Origin of the sequence: Phytohabitans flavus, from assembly GCF_011764545.1 — a bacterium.
Taxonomy (GTDB): domain Bacteria; phylum Actinomycetota; class Actinomycetes; order Mycobacteriales; family Micromonosporaceae; genus Phytohabitans; species Phytohabitans flavus.
In genome coordinates this window covers 6406916-6428216 of sequence record NZ_AP022870.1, presented here as the reverse complement: position 1 = coordinate 6428216, position 21301 = coordinate 6406916, and the positions used below count along the sequence as shown (strand labels likewise).

Genomic DNA, 21301 nt, shown 5'->3' with positions numbered 1-21301 from the left:
GTCTGGGTACGTGTCGTCACCCCTCTCGGTCCTTACACGCAACCGCGACTTCCGTAACCTCTTCGCCGCCGAGCTCGTCGTATTCGGTGCGGACTGGTTCGTGATGGTGCCGCTGCTGGTCCTCCTGCCGGAGTTGACCGGCAGCGGCGTCTGGGGCGGGCTGGTCCTCGCGGTCGACACCGGGCTTGTCGCGCTGCTCCTGCCGATCACCGGTACGATCGCCGACCGGTTCGACCGCAAGAAGCTCCTCATCCTGTCGAACATCGCTGCGCTGCTCGCCGTGACGCTCCTTCAGACCGTGCGCGGCGCGGGCGCGGCCGGGCTGGCCCTCATGGCGATCGGCGCGCTGGCGGTGGCCAAGGCGTTCTACTCCCCGGCTGCCCAGGCCGCCCTCCCCAACGTGGTGGACCCCGAGGACCTCGCCGCCGCGAACGCGGTCTCCGGCTCGGCCTGGGGCACGATGGCCGTCGTCGGCGCCTCGCTCGGGGGCGTGCTGAGCGCGGCGTTCAGCGCGTACACGTGCTTCTGGGTCGCCTCCGCGGCCCTGGCCGTGGCCGCGGCGCTGGAGTGGCGGATCCGCCGGCCCTTGCAGGCGCCTCGGGAGAGCGCGGAAGGCCGGGCGGGCACCTGGACCGCGATCCGCGAGTCGCTCGCTTACATCGCGCACCGGCCGCGCGTGCTCGCGCTGGTCACGGTCAAGTCCGCGGTCGGGCTCGGCAACGGCGTGCTGACCGTCTTCCCGTTGCTCGCCGGTCGCTTCGGGGTGGGTGCGATCGGAGCCGGGCTGCTCTTCGGCGTGCGCGGCGCGGGCGCGCTCGTCGGCCCGCTCACGATGCGCAAGGTGCTCGGCAACCGCTCGTGGCTGCTGCCCGGCCTGGCGCTCTCGATGTCCGCGTACGGCCTCGCCTACCTCGGCGTCGCCGTGGCGCCCTGGTTTCCGCTGGTACTGGCGCTTGTCTTCGCCGCGCATTTCGCCGGCGGCACCAACTGGATCATGTCCAACTTCGCGCTACAGGGCGAGGTCCCCGATCGCCTTCGCGGCCGGGTCTTCGCCGCCGACCTCATGCTCGCCACGCTCTCCATCTCGGTCAGCCAGATCGTGGTCGCCGCGCTCGTCGATCACGTCGACGAGCGGGCACTGCTCGCCGGATGCGCGCTGGTCACGCTCGTGTACGCGGTCGGCTGGCGGATCGCCACCCGCGGCCTGGGCACTCCAGCCGTAGCGGAGGAGACTTCCTGACGCTATCGTAGTGATATCACTTTGCTATCGAGGTTGTCCGGGGAGTCGTCATGGAGAGACCCGCCTTCCGGGTGTCCGGTTTCTTTGCCTTGGTGGGCCTGCTCGTGCTCACCCTGATCGGGTTGGTGATCATCTTCGCCACGGCCCGCGGCTCGGAGGCCGCGATCGCGGCGAGCGTTACGAGCGTCGCGTGCACGTGGGCCTCGGTGGTCTCCGTGACCGCTACCGGATTTACTGTCGTCAACCCCAATGACGCGCAGGTGGTGCAGTTCTTCGGGCGGTACGTGGGGAGCATCCGCGAGGCCGGCTTCTACTGGACCGTGCCGCTGTCCAACCGGCGCCGGGTCACGCTCCGCGTGCGCAACTTCGAGACCGCTCGGCTCAAGGTCTCCGACGCCGACGGCAACCCGGTCGAGATCGCGGCCGTCGTCGTGTGGCGGGTGGTCGACTCGGCCAAGGCCGCGTTCGCGGTGGACGACCACGTGGAGTACGTGGCGGTGCAGTCCGAGGCGGCCGTGCGGCACATGGCGACCAGCTATCCGTACGAGGCGCACGACAGCGGGCGGGCCAGCCTGCGGGACGGCTCGGTGGTGAGCGAGGAGCTGACCGAGGAGCTGCGCGAGCGGGTCGAGCTCGCCGGCGTGGAGGTGCTCGAGTCGCGTACGACACATCTCGCGTACGCGCCGGAGATCGCCCAGGCGATGCTGGCCCGGCAGCAAGCGAGCGCGATCGTGAGCGCCCGATTCAAGATCGTGGAGGGCGCCGTGGGCATGGTCTCCAACGCCCTCGACCGGCTCCGCGACGAGCACGTCGTCGACCTGGACGAGGAGCGCAAGGCACAGATGGTGGCCAACCTGCTTGTGGTGCTGTGTGGCGACCGGGCCGTCCAGCCGGTGGTCAACACGGGCTCGTTGTACAGCTGACCAGAGGAAGCTCATGCCCGAGCGCAAGAAGCTCCTGCTCCGGCTGGATCCCGACGTGTACGACGCGGTCGCCAAGTGGGCCGCCGACGACCTGCGCAGTGTGAACGCGCAGATCGAGTTCGCACTCCGCCTGGCCCTGAAGTCCGCCGGCCGTTCGCCGCGCCGCTCGCCGCCCGCGCAAGACGACGACTAGCCCCGCCCTACGATGAGCCCGTGGCCCCCTCCTTCGTCCCCGCCGACGTGCGCGTACGCGCCCCGGCGACCAGCGCCAACCTGGGCCCCGGCTTCGACGCGCTCGGGCTGGCACTGGCGCTGTACGACGATGTCGCGGCTCGCGTGACGGCGGGCGGCGTCGCGGTCGAGGTGACCGGCGAGGGAGCGGACGACCTGCCGACGGACGCGTCCCATTTGGTGGTACGCGCGATGCTTGAGACCTTCGATGAGCTGGGCGGACGCCCGCCAGGCCTGGCGGTGTCGTGTGTCAACCGCATCCCGCAGGCGCGCGGCCTCGGCTCCTCGTCAGCGGCCATCGTGGCCGGCATCCAGCTCGCCCGCGGGCTCGTCGTCGACGGGCAGAAGCTGATGGACGACGCGGCCGCGCTGCGCCTCGCGGCTCGCATGGAGGGGCATCCCGACAACGTGGCGCCCTGCCTTCTGGGCGGTTTCACGATCGCATGGACGGAGGAATCGGGCGCGATCGCCGTGACCCGGCGACCTTCCGATTCCGTACAACCGACGGTTTTCGTGCCCGCGGACCGGGGGTTGACCGCGGAGGCAAGGGCGGCGTTGCCGGCAACCGTGCCCCACGCGGACGCCGCGCGTTCGGCGGGCCGGGCCGCTCTGCTAGTCCATGCCATCACCGAAGAGCCGGCATTGCTGCTTCCGGCGACCGAGGACCGATTGCACCAGCAGTATCGCGCTCCAGGCATGCCGGCCACGTTTGCCCTGGTCACGGCGTTGCGGGAGGCGGGTGTGGCGGCTGTGGTGAGCGGGGCGGGTCCGTCCGTGCTCGCGCTGTCGCCCGTGCCGGAACATTTCACACCGGGAATGGCTTGGCTCCAACAACGGTTGGAGGTAGATGTCACCGGGGCCCGCGTTGAGGGGGTACACTGGGACACGCCGAGCGGACCACTGTTGCCGCAGGTCCGATGAGTTGATTACGCTCTGGCCCTAGCACACAGTCGCGAGGCAATAGATCTCTGCGTGGCGGCGCACCTCGAAGCTTTCGGCGGTCAGTTCGTCTTACCCGCTGCTTTGGCCCACCGCTGCTGTGTTACAAACTCCCGCCCTGTTCATGAGGCGGGTGCACCGAGGCCGCCCGGCCACCTAGGATCTTCGATCCGGGCAGCCCCGGCCTATCGAGGGAAGGAATCCATTGAGCGACACCACCGACGTGACGTCGGATGTCACCAACGTCGCTGACCAGGCCGCCACCGGCACCGCGCGCCGCGCGCGCCGTGGCACCGGGCTGTCGGCGATGCTGTTGCCGGAGCTTCAGAGCCTGGCCGCGTCGCTCGGCATCTCCGGTACGGCCCGTATGCGAAAGGGCGAGCTAGTCGCCGCGATTTCCGAGCGCCAGGGCGGCAACGCCGACAGCGCTGCCGGTGCGCCGCGCCAGCGGGCCGAGGTCGCGGCCGCCGCCGCGCCGGTTCGCGAAGAAGTACGGGCCGAGGTGCCCGACACCATCGAGACCGAGCGTCGTGGCGGCGACGCGCCCGTAACGTCCCCCGAGCCGTCGACCGACGGCGAAGAGCGCGACCGCGGCTCGCGCCGGTCCAGCCGGCCCGCGGGTCCGCCGGAGTCGCGCGGCGAGAGCACCGCAGACGAGGCGGAGCGCGCCGACCGTGGCGAGCGGGGCGACCGCACCGAGCGGGGCGACCGCGAGTCGCGCAACGGCCGCGACCGCAGCGAGCGCGGGCCGCGGGGTGACCGTGGCGACCGCGCCGACCGTGGCGACCGCGCCGACCGCGGCGAGCAGCGCAACGACCGTGACCGCGATGGCGACGACGACGGCGACGATGCCAATGGCCGGCGCAGTCGGCGCAGCCGCTTCCGTGACCGCCGGCGCGGCCGTGGCGAGCGGAGCGAGGGCGGTAGCGGCGGCGGTAACGAGCCGCCGGTGACCGAGGATGACGTGCTCGTGCCGGTCGCCGGCATCATCGACGTCCTCGACAACTACGCGTTCGTCCGCACGACCGGTTACCTGTCCGGCCCCAATGACGTCTATGTCTCGATGTCCCAGGTCAAGAAGTATGGCCTGCGCCGGGGCGACGCGGTGACCGGCGCGGTGCGCGCCACCCGCGAGGGCGAGCAGCGCCGCGACAAGTACAACCCGCTGGTCCGGCTGGACACCATCAACGGCATGGACCCGGACGAGGCGCGTCGGCGCCCCGAGTTCTACAAGCTGACCCCGCTCTACCCGCAGGAGCGCCTGCGGCTGGAGACCGAGCCGCACATCCTCACGACCCGGGTCATCGACCTGGTCATGCCGATCGGCAAGGGGCAGCGCGCGCTGATCGTCTCGCCGCCCAAGGCGGGTAAGACGATGGTGCTCCAGGCGATCGCAAACGCGATCACCCACAACAACCCCGAGTGCCACCTGATGGTCGTGCTTGTCGACGAGCGGCCCGAAGAGGTCACCGACATGCAGCGGTCGGTCAAGGGCGAGGTCGTCGCGGCCACGTTCGACCGCCCGCCGCAGGACCACACGACGGTCGCCGAGCTCGCGATCGAGCGGGCCAAGCGCCTTGTCGAGCTGGGCCACGACGTTGTCGTGCTGCTCGACTCGGTGACCCGGCTCGGCCGGTCGTACAACCTGGCGGCGCCGGCGAGCGGCCGGATCATGTCGGGTGGTATCGACTCGACTGCGCTGTACCCGCCGAAGCGCTTCCTCGGCGCGGCGCGCAACATCGAAAATGGTGGTTCCCTGACCATCCTCGCCACCGCGCTGGTGGAGACCGGGTCCATGATGGACACGGTCATCTTCGAGGAGTTCAAGGGCACGGGTAACGCGGAGCTCAAGCTCGACCGCAAGATCGCCGACAAGCGCGTCTTCCCGGCGATCGACATCAACCCGTCCGGTACGCGTAAGGAAGAGATTCTGCTCGCGCCGGAGGAGCTCGCCATCTCGCACAAGCTGCGCAAGGTGCTCCACTCGCTGGAGTCGCAGGCAGCGCTGGACCTGCTGCTCGACCGCCTCAAGCAGACGCGGACGAACATCGAGTTCCTGATGCAGATCGCGAAGTCGACTCCGGGAGAGTAGCTTCTCCCCGTTCAAGGGCAAGGGACCGATCGATCCCTTGCCCTTGTTTCGTTTCTGTCGGCGGTACGACGCTGGCGGGTCGCCGATCGTCTGAAGTTTTCTTTCAGTTAGACCTGGAGCCATTGAAGGTTCCATACGTGATCGGGTTGACTGGCCGCCATGCGGAGCGCAGCCGTCCTCGTTCTGGTCTCGATCCTCGCTGTGCCGGCGCCGGCCGTGGCTGCTCCGGTGGCCCCATCGGCACCGGTCCACGCGCCGGCTGTCGATGCCTTCGACGACATCGAAACCGCCAAGCGCACCCGGCCCGTCGCGCCGGGGCTGACGCTGACGTCGTTCGACCGCTACCACTCCGCCGGCTGGCTGCGCGCCGACGCGCTCACCGCCGACCTCTCCGGCAAGCTGAGCGCCGACTACGTCAATTCCGGCGAGGTCGCCAAGACCGAGCCGCTGCGCAAGGCCGCCGACCGCACCCACGCGGTCGCCGCCGTAAACGGTGACTTCTTCGACATCAACGCCTCTGGCGCCGCCCAGGGCATCGGCATCCAAAGTGGACAGCTGGTCCAGTCGCCGGTGCAGGGGAGCGTCAACGCCGTGGGCATCACGCCCGGTGGCGTCGGCAAGGTGGTCGAGGTCTACTTCGACGGTACGGCTGTGCTGCCGGGCGGTACCCGGGTGACGCTGACCCAGTTCAACAACCTCGTACAGCCGGGCGGTGTGGGCGCGTTCACGGCGCTCTGGGGCTCGTACGACCGCAAGCGGGCGGTCGAGGGCGCGGCCCGGGTCACTGAAGTCGCGCTCACCGGCGGCGTGGTCGCTTCGGTGACGGGTGTGCCGGGCAGCGGTCCGATCCCGGGCGGTACGACGGTGCTGCTCGGCCGGGACGCCGGTGCCGACGCACTCGCCGTGCTCAAGCCCGGCGACGCGGTGGACGTGTCGTACGCGTCCCGCTCGTCGGACGGCAGCACGCTCAAGGCCGCGGTTGGTGGCCGCCAGGTGCTGGTCCGGGACGGGGTGCCGCAGGACATCGGCGACGTCACGCCCGAGCCGCGCACCGCGGTCGGCTTCTCCGCCGACGGCCGCCGGATGTACCTGCTGACCGTCGACGGCCGCCAGGCGGACAGCCGCGGCGTCACGCTCACCGAGCTCGGCCGCCTGATGGCGGAGCTCGGCGCCTACAACGCGCTCAACCTCGACGGCGGCGGGTCGTCCACTTTGGTCGCCCGCGAGCCGGGGCAGGCCACCGTGCAGGTGGAGAACAGCCCGTCCGACGGCTCCGAGCGGCCCGTGCCGAATGGCCTCGCGCTCTACGCCGCACCCGGCTCCGGCCGGCTCGCCGGCTTCTGGGTGGAGACCGCCGCCGACCCGGCGACCGCGCCCGGCACCGGCCCGGTCCGCGGCGGCAACCCGGACCGCGTCTTCCCCGGCCTCACCCGCCGCCTGACGGCCGCCGGCTACGACGAGACCTACGGCCCGGCATCGGGTACCCCTTCGTGGCGGGCCACCCGCGGGTACGTGAGCCGCGACGGCGTCTACCGCGCGGTGCTGCCTGGCACCGCCACCGTAACCGCCTCGAAGGGCCGCGCTTCTGGCGACATCGAGCTGCGGGTGCTCGGCCCACTGGAGCGCATCGCCGCGACCGCCGAGCGGATCGGGCTGCCGGCGCTAGGTTCGGGCACGGTCGGCGTGGTCGGGTACGACGCGGAGGGCAGCAGCGCACCGGTCGAGCCGGCCGACGTGCGCGTCGAGTACGACACCGCGCTGCTCGACGTCACGCCGGCGGAGAACGGGTCCTTTGCCGTACGCGCCAAGAAGGACGTCGGTGCCGGGCTCGTCACCTTCCACGTCGGACGGTCCACTGTGGTCGTACCGGTGACGGTGGGGCTGGAGGACGTGCCGATCGCCATGTTCGAGGACGACGCGGCGAGCTGGAAGTTCAGCCACGCCCGTGCGGCCGGCTCGGTCGCCCCGGCACCGGGCCACACCGGTACCGGCCTCAAGCTGTCGTACGACTTCAGCCTCTCCACGGGCACCCGCGCCGCGTACGCCGACCCACCGGCCTGGATCGCCGTCCCGGGGCAGCCGCAGGCGTTCGGCATGTGGATTTACGGCAACGGCAAGGGCGAGTGGGCCCGGCTGCACCTGCACGACGCGCTCGACCAGCAGCACGTGCTGAGCGGCCCGCTGGTGACGTGGACCGGCTGGCGGTACGTGGAGATGGCGGTGCCGGCCGGTGTGCAGTACCCGGTGCGCGTGCGCCGCTTCTACGTGGCCGAGACCCGCCCCGACGCCCAGTACACCAACGAGATCGTGGTGGACGACATCGTCGCGAAGGTCCCGCCCAGCGTGGCCCAGCCCGCCGTGCCCCTCCGGACCGACGGCGTCGTGCTCCGCGATGGCACTGTGGACGGTGCACAGTGGCGCTTCGCGGTGATGTCGGACGCGCAGTTCGTGGCCGCCGCGCCGGACAGCGACCTGGTCGCCCAGGCCCGTCGTACGCTCCGCGAGGTCAAGGCCGCCTGGCCGGACTTCCTCGTCATCAACGGCGACCTCGTCGACACCGCCACCGTGGCGGACTTCGCGCTCGCCAAGCGGATCCTCGACGAGGAGCTGGGCGGCGAGCTGCCGTACTACTACGTGCCCGGCAACCACGAGATCATGGGCGCGCCCATCACGAACTTCCAGGCGGTGTTCGGCGCGACGTCGCGGGTCTTCGACCACAAGGGAGTCCGCTTCGTCACGCTCAACTCCTCGACCGGGACCCTGGGGGGCGGCGGTTTCGACCAGGTCAAGCTGCTGCGGCAGGCACTGGACTCGGCGCGCACCGACCGGCGGGTGAAGTCGGTGGTCGTGCTGCACCACCACCCGCCCCGCGACCCCACTCCGGCCAAGGCGAGCCAGCTCGGCGACCGCAAGGAGGCCGCGATGCTGGAGGAGTGGCTGGCCGACTTCGAGCGCCGCTCCGGCAAGAGCGCGCTCTTCGTCGGCGCGCACGTGGGCACGTTCCACGCCGACCGGGTCGACGGTGTGCCGTACGTCATCAACGGCAACTCCGGCAAGGGCCCGTCGTCGGCGCCGCACCTGGGCGGCTTCACCGGCTGGACTCACTTTGGCGTGGACGGCCGCGGCGAGGTCGTGGCCGAGACCCAGGCACACGTGGACTCGCTCGCGGTTTCGGCGCCCGCTACGGCCCCGCGGGGCACGCCGATCGACGTGGCGGCCGTGGTGACGCAGGGCGGACGGCAGGTGCCCGTGGCACCGCCGGTGAGCGCCGACTGGACCGCGTCCCCGAGCGTCCACATCGGATCCGCGCTCGGTCTGCGGCCGTGGCACGCGGCCTGGTTCGACCCGTCGACGGGCAAGCTTGTCGCGCTGCGATCGAGCGGCTCGGTGGTGCTGTCCGTGACGGTCAACGGCGTAACCGCCCACGCGACGGTCACGCTGGCCGCGCCTCGGAAAGCAGCCGCCTAGCCCGTCTCGTGAGAAACGTCAGAAGTCGCCCTCGGCGACCTGGAAGACCGTCAGGCCGAGTTCGCGCCACATCCGGACCACCTGCATGCGGTCGTCGAAGACGCCGACCACGTGGTAGCGGTCGCGGACCTCGCGTTCGAAGATCTCGCGTTTGACCTCGGCGTCGCGGCGGGGGTCGTGGATCTCGCGCATGTAGAGCGCCTCGTACGGCACGCCGACGTGGTGGTCGAGCCACTCCTCGGTCGCCGCGCGGGCGGACTCGTCGCGCCCGGTGCAATAGACGACCCCGTGGCCGGCGGCGTGCATGGCCCGCACCGCCGCGATCACGGCCTGGTGGGGCTTGTCCTCGCCGACCCGGTGCATGTCGTACGGGTTGCGGTCGCCGATCAGCGCCAGCGTGCCGTCGATGTCCACCAGGACGATCTTCGGGGCCTCGGGCGGCGGGTTGTACACGACCGCGGGGCGCCCAGGCGTGACATCCGGCACAGGGAGCGGCAGGGTGCGCCCGGCCAGGTACCGCTCGTGCATCCGCCGGATCGCCTCCTCGCCGACCCGCTCGGACTCGGGGCGGTCGGCGTCGCGGCGTACGCACTCGTCGACCGGTACGTCGGTGAAGTCGTGCACCTCGAACGTCGCGCCGAACCGCGCGGCCATCTCCGCCCACTCACGTACGAGCCGGGATGAGAGGTTCGTGTCGTCGACGCACACGTCGGCGCGGGCGCGCAGCAGCGCCTCGACCTGCGCCCGCTGCACGGCGGTGACCTGGCTCTCAGCCCAGTTGGTGTACAGCCGAGCACCGTGGAGCATGCGCCGCAGGTCGTCGCGGTTGACCCGGACCACGCCCGGCTGAAGTTTGCGGGCGAATGTGGTCTTACCGGACGCGGGCAATCCTCGGGTGATGATCAAGCGCAGCATCGTCTTCAAGCATGCCAGCCCGGGGAATGCCACCGGGTGTACCCGCGTTCAATCGATCGGCCAGGCATGGCACACTGGTCAATCGGCCAAGGTTCCGGTTCACGCTAGAGCGGCCCCAAGGCGGTCCGCGACGAAGGCGACCCGGCGACCACTTACGAAAGGACCGAGGCGATGAAGCCCGACATTCACCCGCAGTACGTCGTGACCGAGGTCACCTGTTCCTGCGGCCACACCTTCACCACCCGTAGCACGGCGAAGAACGGCGTGATCCACGCCGAGACCTGCAGCGAGTGCCACCCGTTCTACACGGGCAAGCAGCGCGTGCTCGACACCGCCGGCCGGGTCGCGAAGTTCCAGCAGAAGTACGCGAAGGCTGCCGCCAAGAAGGCCAAGTAGCTACCCCGACGGCGCCCGCCCTCCGTTCTGGGGGCGGGCGCCGTTCGCGTCTTTCCAACGAACGAGGGGTACGCAGATGAGCACTGATCGCCTCAGCGGGCTGCTGGACGAGTACGCCGAGCTGGAGAAGCGGCTCGCCGACCCGGCGATCCACGCTGACCAGGCCACGGCACGGCGCGTTGGCCGGCGCTTCGCCGAGCTCTCCCCGCTGTACAAGGCGGCCGGCGAGCTGGAGCAGGCCCGCGCCGACCAGGAAGCCGCCCGGGAGCTGGCTGCCGAGGACTCCACGTTCGCGGCCGAAGCCGATGCGATCGCGGCCCGGCTGCCGGCCCTGGAGGAGCGGCTCGCCGAGCTGCTGATCCCGCGTGACCCCCACGACGCCAAGGACGTGATCCTGGAGATCAAGGCGGGCGAGGGCGGCGAGGAGTCGGCCCTGTTCGCCGGGGACCTGCTGCGCATGTTCCAGCGGTACGCGGAGCGGCGCGGCTGGATCACCGAGGTGATCGAGGCGCAGGACTCGGACCTCGGCGGCGTCAAGGACGTCTCGCTGGCCGTCAAGACCAAGGGCGTGCCCGAGGGTGGCAACGGCGTGTGGTCGCGGCTGAAGTGGGAGGGCGGCGTACACCGCGTGCAGCGGGTGCCGGTCACCGAGTCGCAGGGGCGGATCCACACAAGCGCGGCCGGCGTGCTTGTGCTCCCGGAGGCCGAGGAGGTCGACGTCTCGATCGACCCGAACGACCTGCGGATCGACGTCTTCCGCTCGTCCGGCCCGGGCGGTCAGTCGGTCAACACCACCGACTCCGCCGTCCGGATCACCCACCTGCCCACCGGCATCGTGGTCTCCTGCCAGAACGAGAAGAGCCAGCTACAGAACCGCGAGCAGGCGATGCGGATCCTGCGGGCGCGACTGCTCGCCGCCGCCCAGGAGGAGGCCGACGCGGCCGCCTCGGACGCGCGCCGCTCGCAGGTGCGCACCGTCGACAGGTCGGAGCGGATCCGCACGTACAACTTCCCGCAGAACCGGATCACCGACCACCGGATCGGCTACACCGCGTACAACCTGGACCTGGTGCTGGGCGGCGACATGGACGGCGTCCTGGACGCGCTCGCGGAGGCGGACCGCCAGGCCCGCCTGGCCGGCGACACTGAGCTCAAGCGGAGCTGAGCGAAGCTCTAAGAGGCCGCGGCGGCCGGCTGGGGGCGGGCGCCTGGCTTGGCCAGGAGCATCGCCCGGTCGGCGAGCTCGAACGCGGTGCCCAGCGCCTCGCGCAGGTTTGCCGAGGCGCTGACCTCGGCGAACCCGACGCTTACGCCCACCGGCGTCCCCGGCACGAGCGACTCCCAATCCTCCGCCTCGACGGCCGCGCCGATCCGGCGGCCCACCTCGGACGCCTCGGCCATGCCGGCGCCCGGGAGCACCACCACGAACTCGTCCCCGCCGTACCGCGCGACGAAGTCACCGCGGCGCATGACCCTGTTGATCACCCCGGCGATGCGCTGGAGCACCAGGTCGCCGGAGAGGTGACCGTGCGCGGTGTTGACCGCCTTGAAGCCGTCGAGGTCGCAGACGCCCACCGTGGCCCGCTCGCCCCGCGCGACCATCGCCGCCACGTACCGCTCCAGGTGGCGGCGGTTGGCCAGGCCGGTGAGCGGGTCGGTCAGCGCCTCGTCCTCGAACTTGGACACCGCACGGCGCATGTCCTCGTGGTCGAGGCGGGCGGCGATGCCCTCCACGTACACGTCGCGGAGGCGGTCGCTGCGCTGCGCCGCGAGCCGGAACGCGTGCCGGTCGGCCCGGTGTGCGGCCGCGTGGTCGCCGGCCCGGGTGTACGTCAGGCTGCGCAACCGGGCGTGCTCGGCCGGCCCCAGCGTCTCGCTCGACACGGCCACCGTCTCCAGCCGGGTAAGCGCCTCGATCGGCCGTCCGGCCGCCATCGCGAGGCACACCTCGCCGAGCATCCGCAGGTCACGGGCGCGGGCACCGTCTCCGCCGTCGGCCAGCAGCCGGGCTGCCTGGCGGGCGGACTCGGGCGGCTCGCCGAGCGCGGCGCGGCGGGCGATTGCGTACCCATACGCCGCGCGGCCGCTCGGGCGGAGCTTGCCCGCGCTGTCGCCGTCGAGGAACCGCTCCGCGTCGGCGGTGATGTCGCGCAGCACGCGCAGGCAGCCGTCTGTGTCGCCGTTGTGGTCGAGGGCCACCGCGTTGCGCAGCCGGATGCCAGGCGCCGCGAACGTCTCGGGCGTCACCTCGGCGGCCGCCGCGACCTGGCGTGCCTTTTCGATCGCGCCCAGCGCGTGGCCGTGAAAGCCGAGGTACGAATACGCCATCGCCAGGTCATTCCACGCGATCGCGGTGTCCCAGTCGAGGTCTTCCACAGTGGCCATCGCGCGGGCGCTGTGCACCAGGTGGGTCACGCACCGCTCCAGCGCGCCCTGGTGGTGGGCGGCGAGCGCGGCGAGGGCGTGCAGGTTGCCGAGCAGGAGCGGCTCGCCGAGGTCACGGATCGCGTCGAACGCCATCTGGACCGCCACGTTGTACTCCGCGGTGCGGCCCAGGTTTATCAAGGCGGAGACGCGCTGCACGAGGGCGTCGGCCCGCGCGAAGGGGTCGTCAGTGGTGGCCAAGACTTCGTCGAGCAGGAGGCACGCTTCCGCGGAGCGGCTGACTTCCTGCAGCGTACGAGCCTTATGGAGCGTATCGGCCTGGTCGGTGACCCGGTCGAGCCAACTCACTCAAGCCTCCTAACCCCGGAAGACGTCCGGTCTACCCCCGGGCCGTCGCGTCGACCCGCTGTTCAATGATTATCTCGTGACAGGGCATCTGGAACAGCCCCGGGCGGGACGGATCGGACACGGACGTTGCAGGCGGTCGCTCGTGCCACAAACTTCCTGTCCAGAGTAGGTATGCCATCGCCAAGAGTCGATGCAGAAATCCTTGCCTCACATGTGCTCGGTGTGCCCCGTGGGCGATTGGCGCTGATAGATGGTTTTACGGCCGATCAGCTCGCGGAGTTCGACGCGTTGGTCGCTCGGCGGGCGGCGGGCGAGCCGGTGCAGCACCTGGTCGGAAGTGCCGGATTTCGGTACCTGGAGCTGGCGGTGGGGCCGGGCGTGTTCGTGCCTCGGCCGGAGACCGAGCTCCTGGCGGGCTGGGGGGTCACTTTGATAACGCCCGGTACGACCGTGGTCGATCTGTGTAGCGGCTCCGGGGCTATCGCGCTCGCGGTGGCCAACGAGGTGCCCGGCACCCGGGTGTACGCGGTCGAGCGCTCGGCGGCCGCCCTTCCCTGGCTCCGCCGCAACGCCGAGGCGCGGGCGGCCGCCGGGGACACCCCGATCCACGTGATCGAGGGGGACGTGACCGATCTCGCCGTCCTCGCCGACCTCGACGGCACGGTGGACGCGGTGCTCTGCAACCCGCCGTACGTGCCGTCCGGCGTGGCCGTACCCGCCGACGTGGCCGACCACGACCCGTACGACGCGGTATTCGCCGGCGCGGACGGCCTGGCGGTCATCCGGCCAGTGATCGCGCGGGCCGCGGCGTTGCTCCGCCCAGGCGGAGTTTTTGGGGTCGAACACGACGATTCGCACGGCGCTGCGGTGCCAGCCCTGCTCCGCGCCGATGGGCGATTCACGGACATCGAAGACCATCGCGATCTGGCTGGCCGGCCGCGGTACGCCACCGCCGTTCGCGCGCGAGGCGTCGCGAGTGAGCATCGCGGGGAGCGCTAGCGACCGAGGAGCGGAGCGAGCGGGAAGCCGAGCCATTGGGCGCGCGAGGCGTCGCGAGTGAGCATCGCAGGGAGCGCTAGCGACCGAGGAGCGGAGCGAGCGGGAAGCCGAGCCATTGGGCATGGCAGACTGCACACCGTGATGCTCTACGACTGCCGGACGGTGGCCGACCGCGACCGAGGCATCGCCGCGGCGATCGAGGCGGTCAAGAACGGCGAGTTGGTGGTCCTCCCGACCGACACGGTTTATGGGATCGGCGCGGACGCGTTCACCCCGTACGCGGTGACGGCCCTGCGCGACGCCAAGGGCCCCGGCCCGCAGGCGCCCCCGTCGGTGCTGGTCGGCTCCCGCCACACGCTCGACGGCCTTGTCTTTATGCTGCCCAAGCTGGCCCGCGACCTGGCCGACGCGTTCTGGCCGGGCGCGCTCACGATCATCGTCGAGCACGCGCCGAGCCTCCAGTGGGACATCGGCGAGACCGGTGGCGTGGTCGCGGTACGGATGCCGCTGCACCCGGTCGCGCTGGAGGTGCTCCGCGAGACCGGCCCGATGGCGCACTCCTCGGCCAACAAGCTCGGCCAGCCGGCGGCCAAGACCGCCGAGGAGGCCCGCGAGCAGCTTGGGTACGCGGTGCGGATCTACCTGGAGGCGGGTGCCTCGATCGACCCGCAGCCCAGCTCGATCGTCGACCTGACCGGTGACGTGCCCCGGGTGCTGCGCACCGGCGCGATCCCGTTCGAAAAGATCCGCGACGTCGTGCCGGACATCGTCGGACCGGACCCGGAGTCCTGACGTGCCGCCGTTCACCGTCCTGCACGTGTGTATGGGCAACATCTGCCGCTCACCGATGGCCGAGCGGATGCTCGACCGGGCGGTGCGCGAGCGGCTGGCCAAGGTGGGCACCACGCCACCGGCCGAGGAGCTGCTGCACAGCCACAGCGCCGGCACCGGCGGCTGGCACGCCGGCGAGGAGATGAACCCGCCGGCAGCGCGCCAGGTCCGGGCCCGCGGCGGAGACCCAAACGGGTTCGTCGCGCGCAAGCTCCGCTCGGACCTGATCGACGCCGCCGACCTCGTCCTCACGGCAACGGCCGACCAGCAGGAGTACGTGGTGGCGCTGCGCCCCGACGCGGCCGCGCGCACCTTCGTGCTGGGCGAGTTCGGCCGCCTGCTCAACGCGGTCGACCTGTCGACGCTGCCGTCCTCGGGCACCACGCCCGACGACGTGTACAGCCGAGGGGTGGCCCTGGTCGACGCGGTCAACACCCTGCGCGGCAACGCCCCGCCCGTGGCCGCGGACGACCTCGACGACCCGTGGGGCCGGGGTGACCAGGCGTTCACCCGTGTGGCGGACGAGATCGAGGACACGGTCGACCCGCTCGCCCGCGCGCTCTTCCCGCTGGCGTAGAGGGCCGACCGTCAGAACTGCTCGATCGTGAGCCCGGTCTGCGGCGCCAGGGGAGCGGAGCGGCCGGTCGTGAGGTAGTCCCAGGTGGCCAGGCCGATCATCGCGCCGTTGTCGGTGGACCACTTGAGTGGTGGCAGGCACAGCTCGACCTCGAGCTCGTCACAGAGCGCCTTCGTCTGCGTCCGCAGCTGCGGGCTGGCCGCCACACCGCCCACGACGACGAGGGAGGCCGACGGGTAGGCCTCCAGGGCCCGGCGGCACTTGGCGAGCAGGACGGTCATGCAGGACTCGACGAAGGAGGCCGCGATGTCCGCCGCCGGAGCGTCCTTTTCCTTCGCCAGGTAGTACATGACGGCCGTCTTGAGGCCGGAGAACGAGAACTCGAGCCCTTGGTCGATCATCGGCCGGGGGAACGGGATGGTCGGCTGGCCGGAGAGCGCGAGCTTGTCCACGACCGGGCCACCTGGATAGCCGAGACCCAGCATCCGGGCGACCTTGTCGTAGGCTTCGCCGACCGAGTCGTCGCGGGTATTGCCGATCAACTGGATGTCGCTCGGGCTTGTCATCCGGGCGAGGAGCGTGTGGCCGCCGGAGACGAGCAGGATGATCGCGGGATAGGTGACCCGGCGCTCTTCGAGGTCGGCGCTGCGCAGGTGCCCGCGCAGGTGGTTGACGCCGATGACCGGTACTCCCCAGCCGTGCCCGAGCCCCGCGGCCGTGTCGACGCCCACCATCAGCGAACCGATGAGACCCGGGCCGCGCGTCACGCCGATGGCCTCGAGCTCCCGCGGGTCGATGCCCGCGTCCTCGATCACCATGCGGACGGTCGGGAGGATCTTGTCGACATGAGCGCGGCTGGCGGCCTCCGGGTACACCCCGCCGAACCGGTTGTGGATCATGGTTTGAGAAGCGACCGCGGACGAGACCACGATGCCGTTCGAATCCACAAGCGCGACCGCGGTGTCGTCGCAGGATGTCTCGATGCCCAGCACCAGGCCGTTTGACTCAGTCATCGCAGAACCTGCTCAATCTGCTCGCGGGAGACTGCCCCTTCCCGCTCGATCACGGGTGCTGGGACGTTGCAGTTGACAAGAGTCGACGGTACTGACTGGCGCAGGCCACCGTCGATGACGAGGTCGGGCTCGTCGGCCAGTGCGGCGAGGGCGGACTCGGCAGATTCCGGCGTCGCCTGTTCGTGGAGATTCGCGCTGGTGACGAGGAGGGGCCGGTGGCCGCCAAAACCGCTTGAAGTTCGGCGTCATCCGGTACGCGCACTGCCACCTCCACTCGTCCCGCCAGCCAGCTCGGGCTCTCCCCCTCCCGTAGGCCCAGAGCCAAGCTGAGAGGCCCGGGGAAGAACGCCTCGATAAGGCGGGCCGCCGGCTCGTTGATCTCCACACCCAGCTGCTTCAAGTCGGCTGCGGAGGCGACCATGATCGGAAGATTGCGACCCGGGGGCGCCGTTTCATCGCGAATAGACGGGCTGCGGCGTCGGGCCGGGTCGGGTGCACCGCCAGCCCGTACACCGTGTCGGTCGGCAGAAGTGCCACCCCGCCATCGAGCAGGCAGTCCTTCACCTGGGGGAGGGCTTCCTGGAAGCCGTGGAGATACTTCATGCCTGGCTCGCCCCTCTCTGCTGTATTTATGAGCCGTACACCGGTGAACGCAAGATCGCTCATTGGAATGCCGCCGAGGCGTCGGTCAGCGGACTGACGAAATCGGCCCACTCGCTGGGGTCGTCCCACCTGGCCAGCGCGACCTCGTGCAAGGTCAGGACACTCGGGAACTCGACACCGGTGTCCTCCACCGCGACGTCCGGAAGCAGGCGCGCCACCTGCTGGCGGAAGACGCCAGCGACCGACACCGCAGGCAACTGCCCGGCAAGCTCGGGCACGACCGTGGGTAGCGGGCCGTGCCGCATCAGCTCGGCGGTGCCCTCACGGAAGAGTCCGGCGTAGATGTTGCCGCCCCCGGCGTTGCGGACGCACAGCACGGGGGACCGCCGGGTCGGCCAGCCTGGATGGCGGTGAGTGTGAGCGAGTCCACACCAAGGACCGGGACCTGGAGGCTGAACGCCAGGCCATTGGCGTACGAGACGCCAGCCCGAACGGAGCCCAGATTGCCCGGCCCGACGTTGACCGCGAGGCGCTCGAGGTCTTCGAAGCCGTGACCAGCCTCGCGGAGCGTTGCGGCGGCGAGCTCGCCGACGTTGACGAAGCCCGGCGTCAACCGGCTCACGGTCTGGTGCCGGACGAGGTCACGGCCGGCTGAAAGCGCAACTCCGTAGTCGCTGGAAGAAGTCTCGATCGAGAGGGTGAGCTTCACGCGACCTCCAGGGTGACGCCGGCGCGCAGTAGCGGCAGGATCGAGATCCAGCGGTCGCAGGACGAGGCGAACGACAATGTGCGGTGATCGGGATCCGCGGCACCAGCCCGGAAATCGATGGTCAGGTGGCAGGGGAAATCGTCGGCGAGCTTTTCGCCCCACTCGATAAGCGTTATCGAATCCGCGAGATAGTCTTCCAGGCCGAGGTCCCGATATTCGGCGACACCCGTGAGTCGATACGCGTCCATATGGAGTATCGGTGCACTCTCGGACCTGTAGAACTGTGCCAACATATAGGTCGGACTGGTGACCGTGTCGACGGATCCCAATGCGGCCGCTACGCCTTTGACGAAGGTCGTCTTACCCGCCGCGAGCGCCCCGCGCAGCAGTATCACGTCTCCGGCCCGCAACGACTCCGCGAGGATGGACGCGATGCGACCGGTTTCTTCCGGCCCGGTGGACGTCACGTCGAATGAATCCATGGTCACCCTAAGCTGTTGGTTCGCCTTCCCGTCATCGGGACGGTGTTGACGGCTTGTCATACTACCCGTGGGGCATTTGAGCAACCGCCACGCCGGTGTCCCCCGCCACGAGATGCGGCCTTTCCGAGCCGTGCTCGCTTGAACGGTTGGGCGGCGGCCTACGTACCCCTGCGCGTGAAGGTGCTATACGTGCTCGCCGCGGTCGTGGTGGTGATCGTGGCCGCTCCGGCTCCGGTACAGGCGCACGGTGCGCTCACCACCCCGGTGAGCCGGCTGGCCGCGTGCGGTACCGAGGGGACGAACGCCGGCTCGGCGGCCTGCCGGGCGGCCCTCGCCGAGAGTGATCGGGATCAGTGGGCCGACTGGGACAACCTGCGCCTGCCGGACGTGGCAGGTCGGGACCGCGAGGTGATTCCGGACGGCAAGCTGTGCAGCGCCGGCATCGGTCGGTACGCCGGGCTCGACCTGGCCCGCGCCGACTGGCCGGCGACGCGGCTGACCTCGGGGGCGAGCTACGCGTTCGCGTACCGGAGCACGATCCCGCACGAGGGCACGTTCAAGTTCTACGTCACCCGGGACGGCTACGACCCGGCGGCGCCGCTGGCCTGGTCCGACCTGGAGAGCAAGCCGTTCCTGGAGGCTGAGGACCCGCCGTTCCGGGACGACGCGTACCGGATGAAGGGCAAGCTTCCGGCCGGCAAGAGCGGTCGGCACCTGATCTATACAATTTGGCAGAATTCGAGCACACCGGACACTTACTATTCATGCTCGGACGTGATTTTCTCGAATCCCGCCGCAAAGCCCGCAAACGAGACCAAACCACAGGCCGATTCAGCTGTGGCCCCGACCGCCGAGGCGCCGGAATCACCCGAGCCGGTCGCCCAGCAAGAGCCCGTGGCCAGCACAAACGCCCTCCCGCTGATCGGCGGCGGCGCGGCGGTGGTCGTCGTCCTCGGCGCGCTTCTCGCAGTTTTCCTGAGGAGAAAAAGCAGCTGAGAGTCCGACATTCTCCGCCGGACCTGGTTTACCTCTCCTTCTCGCGGCCAGTCATGCGACGTGCGTCTCCGTCTCCGGTATCTGTCGCCCAAGCTTCTGACCCTGCTCCTGTGCGGCCTGCTGTCCGGCGTGGCCTTAGCCGTGGCTGGCTTCCCGGTCAGCGCGGTGGTCGCGTTGAGTACCAAGGCCGCCAGCGACATGTACATAGATTTGCCCAGCGATCTGAGCATGCCCACGCCTGAGCAGCGCTCGTACCTCTACGCCAACGACGGCAAGACCCTGATCACCACGTTCTACGACGTGAACCGTGAGAACGTGCGGCTGCGCGACGTGGCGCCGGCCATGCGGGACGCGATCGTGGCGGCGGAGGACGCCCGCTTCTACGAGCACGGCGGCGTGGACATGCGCAGCATCATCCGCGCCTTCGTGGCCAACGGCGCCGGCGGCGAGGTCGAGCAGGGAGCTTCGACGCTGACCATGCAGTACGTGCGGAACGTGCTCAAGAACGATCCGAACCTGAGCCCGCAGGAGCGCCAGGACGCCACCGACGACACGGCTCGCCGCAAGCTCCAGGAGATACGCTTCGCGTCCGCGCTCGAGCGGAAGATCTCCAAGGACGAGATTCTCAACCGCTACCTGAACATCTCCTACTTCGGCGCGGGCGCGTACGGCATCCGGGCGGCCAGCGAGCGCTACTTCAACAAGCAGCCGGCGAAGCTGACGCTGGCCGAAGCGGCGCTGCTCGCGGGCCTTGTGCAGTCGCCCGACAGCGACAGCCCGATCGCCGGCGACAGGAAGCGGGCTCTGGAGCGCCGGGGGTACGTGCTGGACGCGATGGCCCGTACCGGGAAGATCACGCCCGACAAGGCCGCCAAGGCCAAGGCCGAGCCGCTCCGGCTCAAGCCCACCAATCTGCCCAGCGGGTGTGTCGCGTCACGCAACGACACCTGGGGCTTCTTCTGCGACTATGTGCGGCACTGGTGGATGGCCCAGCCGGAGTTCGGCCGCACCCCGCAGATGCGGGAGCGCAACCTGTTCCAGGGCGGTTACAAGATCGTCAGCTCACTCGACCCGGACATCCAGCGGGAGGCCCAGAACAACGCGCTGGGCGTGTACGGGTACGGCAGCGACCGAGCCGCTCCGATGGCCGTCGTCCAGCCGGGCACCGGGCGGGTGCTGGCGCTGGCGGTCAACCGCCACTTCAGCCTCAACGACACCACCAACCAGCTGATCGCCGGCGGTGGGTCGATTGTCGGGTACCAGGCCGGTTCCACCTTCAAGATGTTTACGATGCTCGCCGCGCTGGAGTCCGGGCGGGACCTGGACACCGGCTTCAACGCCCAGACCCAGTTCCGCTCCAAGTACCCGGGCGGCGGCGACGCGGTTTGCGGCGACAAGTGGTGCCCGCGCAACGCCTCGCCGGGATGGATGAACGGCTACCGCACCATGTGGACCGGTTTCGGGCGCTCGGTCAACACCTACTTCGTCTGGCTGGAGCAGGAGATCGGCGTTCACAAGGTGATCGACATGGCCCAGCGGCTGGGCATCCAGTTCCGGGCGGGCGCCGACGCGAAGCTTGCGAAGGAACGCGCCGACGAATGGGGGTCGTTCACCTTGGGTACGTCGGCCACCACCCCGCTCGACCTGGCCAACGCCTATGCGACGGTGGCCGCCGAGGGTGTGCACTGCGAGGCCACGCCGGTGTTGTCGATCATGGACACGAATGGCAACAGACTCCCGTCCAGCAATCCGCACTGCGCGCGGGTGCTGAGGCAGGACGTGGCCCGAGCCGCCACCGACGCGGCGCGCTGCCCGGTGGGCGACCAGTCCGCGTACGGCCGCTGCGACGGCGGTACCGCCGAGGCGGTCGCGGGGATGATGGGCGGACGGCAGGTGGCGGGCAAGACGGGCACCTCGGAGTACGACTCGACCGCGACGTTCGTCGGCTACACCCCGCAGATCGCGGCCGCCTCGATCGCCGCCAACCCGGACAACCCGCACGACTACGTGGGCTCCGGGGTACAGGACAGCGTGATCGGCGCGGTGACACAGACAATGTCCTCGGCGCTCGACGGCTTCCCGAAGCAGAACTTCAACCGGCCGGACACCCGCATCGCCTTCGGCGGGGGCCGGTGACCTGGGTGGGGCCGCATC

Annotated in this window: 18 protein-coding genes and 2 pseudogenes; 13 read left to right on the top strand and 7 right to left on the bottom strand. The window is 70.2% G+C overall.

Annotation, left to right across the window (positions count from 1 at the left end; translation table 11 throughout):
* The first annotated feature begins 10 nt into the window (after window positions 1–10).
* The 6 genes and pseudogenes from Pflav_RS28085 (at window position 11) to Pflav_RS28060 (ending at window position 8893) form a co-directional block, all read left to right on the top strand.
* The gene (locus tag Pflav_RS28085) at window positions 11–1240 is read left to right on the top strand and encodes an MFS transporter (RefSeq protein ID WP_173039500.1); all 1230 of its coding nucleotides are present in this window, start codon (window positions 11–13) and stop codon (window positions 1238–1240) included.
* A gap of 50 nt (window positions 1241–1290) precedes the next feature.
* On the top strand, window positions 1291–2163 hold the full coding sequence (locus tag Pflav_RS28080) for an SPFH domain-containing protein (protein ID WP_173039498.1): 873 nt from the start codon (window positions 1291–1293) through the stop codon (window positions 2161–2163).
* Between the two features lie 13 nt (window positions 2164–2176).
* Window positions 2177–2356, top strand: a complete 180-nt coding sequence (locus Pflav_RS28075; protein ID WP_173039496.1) for a type II toxin-antitoxin system antitoxin — start codon at window positions 2177–2179, stop codon at window positions 2354–2356.
* 20 nt (window positions 2357–2376) lie between these two features.
* A pseudogene (thrB, locus tag Pflav_RS28070) lies at window positions 2377–3320 on the top strand (homoserine kinase).
* 218 nt (window positions 3321–3538) lie between these two features.
* Window positions 3539–5425, top strand: a complete 1887-nt coding sequence (rho, locus tag Pflav_RS28065) for a transcription termination factor Rho (protein ID WP_173039492.1) — start codon at window positions 3539–3541, stop codon at window positions 5423–5425.
* Between the two features lie 159 nt (window positions 5426–5584).
* Window positions 5585–8893: a phosphodiester glycosidase family protein gene (locus Pflav_RS28060; protein WP_173039490.1), complete on the top strand. Its 3309-nt coding sequence runs from the start codon at window positions 5585–5587 to the stop codon at window positions 8891–8893.
* Between the two features lie 18 nt (window positions 8894–8911).
* Here the strand turns inward: Pflav_RS28060 and Pflav_RS28055 are convergent, their stop codons facing one another.
* Window positions 8912–9808 (bottom strand): phosphatase domain-containing protein, encoded by an 897-nt coding sequence (locus Pflav_RS28055; protein WP_173039489.1) that lies wholly within the window; start codon window positions 9806–9808, stop codon window positions 8912–8914.
* Between the two features lie 171 nt (window positions 9809–9979).
* Between Pflav_RS28055 and rpmE the strand changes: the two genes are divergently transcribed.
* Complete coding sequence (rpmE, locus tag Pflav_RS28050; RefSeq protein WP_173039487.1) at window positions 9980–10204, top strand: 50S ribosomal protein L31; 225 nt, start codon at window positions 9980–9982, stop codon at window positions 10202–10204.
* A 76-nt stretch (window positions 10205–10280) separates the two neighbouring features.
* Complete coding sequence (prfA, locus tag Pflav_RS28045) at window positions 10281–11369, top strand: peptide chain release factor 1 (RefSeq protein WP_173039485.1); 1089 nt, start codon at window positions 10281–10283, stop codon at window positions 11367–11369.
* 8 nt (window positions 11370–11377) lie between these two features.
* Here prfA and Pflav_RS28040 read toward each other — a convergent pair whose 3' ends face one another.
* Window positions 11378–12937: a GGDEF domain-containing protein gene (locus tag Pflav_RS28040; protein ID WP_173039484.1), complete on the bottom strand. Its 1560-nt coding sequence runs from the start codon at window positions 12935–12937 to the stop codon at window positions 11378–11380.
* Window positions 12938–13063: 126 nt separating this feature from the next.
* On the opposite strand from Pflav_RS28040, the gene prmC reads away from it, so the two are divergent.
* The 3 genes from prmC to Pflav_RS28025 all read left to right on the top strand — a co-directional run bounded on the left by prmC (window position 13064) and on the right by Pflav_RS28025 (window position 15344).
* The gene (gene prmC / locus Pflav_RS28035) at window positions 13064–13936 is read left to right on the top strand and encodes a peptide chain release factor N(5)-glutamine methyltransferase (RefSeq protein ID WP_269474547.1); all 873 of its coding nucleotides are present in this window, start codon (window positions 13064–13066) and stop codon (window positions 13934–13936) included.
* A 141-nt stretch (window positions 13937–14077) separates the two neighbouring features.
* Window positions 14078–14728 (top strand): L-threonylcarbamoyladenylate synthase, encoded by a 651-nt coding sequence (locus Pflav_RS28030; protein ID WP_173042676.1) that lies wholly within the window; start codon window positions 14078–14080, stop codon window positions 14726–14728.
* Window position 14729: 1 nt separating this feature from the next.
* Complete coding sequence (locus tag Pflav_RS28025; RefSeq protein WP_173039480.1) at window positions 14730–15344, top strand: arsenate reductase/protein-tyrosine-phosphatase family protein; 615 nt, start codon at window positions 14730–14732, stop codon at window positions 15342–15344.
* An 11-nt stretch (window positions 15345–15355) separates the two neighbouring features.
* Here Pflav_RS28025 and tsaD read toward each other — a convergent pair whose 3' ends face one another.
* The 5 genes and pseudogenes from tsaD to tsaE form a co-directional block, all read right to left on the bottom strand.
* Window positions 15356–16357: a tRNA (adenosine(37)-N6)-threonylcarbamoyltransferase complex transferase subunit TsaD gene (gene tsaD / locus Pflav_RS28020; RefSeq protein ID WP_173039478.1), complete on the bottom strand. Its 1002-nt coding sequence runs from the start codon at window positions 16355–16357 to the stop codon at window positions 15356–15358.
* Window positions 16354–16960 (bottom strand): annotated as a pseudogene (locus Pflav_RS46335) (L-threonylcarbamoyladenylate synthase). The gene tsaD and the pseudogene Pflav_RS46335 overlap by 4 nt, the downstream one beginning before the upstream one ends.
* 59 nt (window positions 16961–17019) lie before the next feature.
* On the bottom strand, window positions 17020–17337 hold the full coding sequence (locus Pflav_RS28005) for a hypothetical protein (protein ID WP_173032648.1): 318 nt from the start codon (window positions 17335–17337) through the stop codon (window positions 17020–17022).
* Window positions 17265–17582 (bottom strand): hypothetical protein, encoded by a 318-nt coding sequence (locus tag Pflav_RS49010; protein ID WP_415624399.1) that lies wholly within the window; start codon window positions 17580–17582, stop codon window positions 17265–17267. The genes Pflav_RS28005 and Pflav_RS49010 overlap by 73 nt, the downstream gene beginning before the upstream one ends.
* An 83-nt stretch (window positions 17583–17665) precedes the next feature.
* Window positions 17666–18151, bottom strand: coding sequence for a tRNA (adenosine(37)-N6)-threonylcarbamoyltransferase complex ATPase subunit type 1 TsaE (gene tsaE / locus Pflav_RS27995; protein ID WP_173039471.1), 486 nt, complete (start codon window positions 18149–18151; stop codon window positions 17666–17668).
* A 189-nt stretch (window positions 18152–18340) separates the two neighbouring features.
* Here tsaE and Pflav_RS27990 point away from each other — a divergent pair, with 189 nt between their 5' ends.
* Together Pflav_RS27990 and Pflav_RS27985 are read left to right on the top strand one after the other, a co-directional pair.
* Window positions 18341–19147 carry a lytic polysaccharide monooxygenase auxiliary activity family 9 protein gene (locus tag Pflav_RS27990; protein ID WP_232071991.1) on the top strand — a complete coding sequence of 269 codons (807 nt, stop codon included), beginning with the start codon at window positions 18341–18343 and terminating at the stop codon, window positions 19145–19147.
* Between the two features lie 60 nt (window positions 19148–19207).
* Window positions 19208–21283 carry a transglycosylase domain-containing protein gene (locus tag Pflav_RS27985; RefSeq protein WP_173039468.1) on the top strand — a complete coding sequence of 692 codons (2076 nt, stop codon included), beginning with the start codon at window positions 19208–19210 and terminating at the stop codon, window positions 21281–21283.
* Window positions 21284–21301: the final 18 nt, after the last annotated feature.

What these genes read in the sequence shown, in the direction of transcription:
- Pflav_RS28060 (WP_173039490.1), top strand. Translation starts at nt 5,585, where the DNA reads ATGCGGAGCGCAGCCGTCCTCGTTCTGGTCTCGATCCTCGCTGTGCCG.
- prfA (WP_173039485.1), top strand. Translation starts at nt 10,281, where the DNA reads ATGAGCACTGATCGCCTCAGCGGGCTGCTGGACGAGTACGCCGAGCTG.
- Pflav_RS28080 (WP_173039498.1), top strand. Translation starts at nt 1,291, where the DNA reads ATGGAGAGACCCGCCTTCCGGGTGTCCGGTTTCTTTGCCTTGGTGGGC.
- Pflav_RS28055 (WP_173039489.1), bottom strand. Translation starts at nt 9,808, where the DNA reads ATGCTGCGCTTGATCATCACCCGAGGATTGCCCGCGTCCGGTAAGACC.
- tsaE (WP_173039471.1), bottom strand. Translation starts at nt 18,151, where the DNA reads ATGGATTCATTCGACGTGACGTCCACCGGGCCGGAAGAAACCGGTCGC.
- Pflav_RS28030 (WP_173042676.1), top strand. Translation starts at nt 14,078, where the DNA reads ATGCTCTACGACTGCCGGACGGTGGCCGACCGCGACCGAGGCATCGCC.
- rpmE (WP_173039487.1), top strand. Translation starts at nt 9,980, where the DNA reads ATGAAGCCCGACATTCACCCGCAGTACGTCGTGACCGAGGTCACCTGT.
- tsaD (WP_173039478.1), bottom strand. Translation starts at nt 16,357, where the DNA reads ATGACTGAGTCAAACGGCCTGGTGCTGGGCATCGAGACATCCTGCGAC.
- Pflav_RS28075 (WP_173039496.1), top strand. Translation starts at nt 2,177, where the DNA reads ATGCCCGAGCGCAAGAAGCTCCTGCTCCGGCTGGATCCCGACGTGTAC.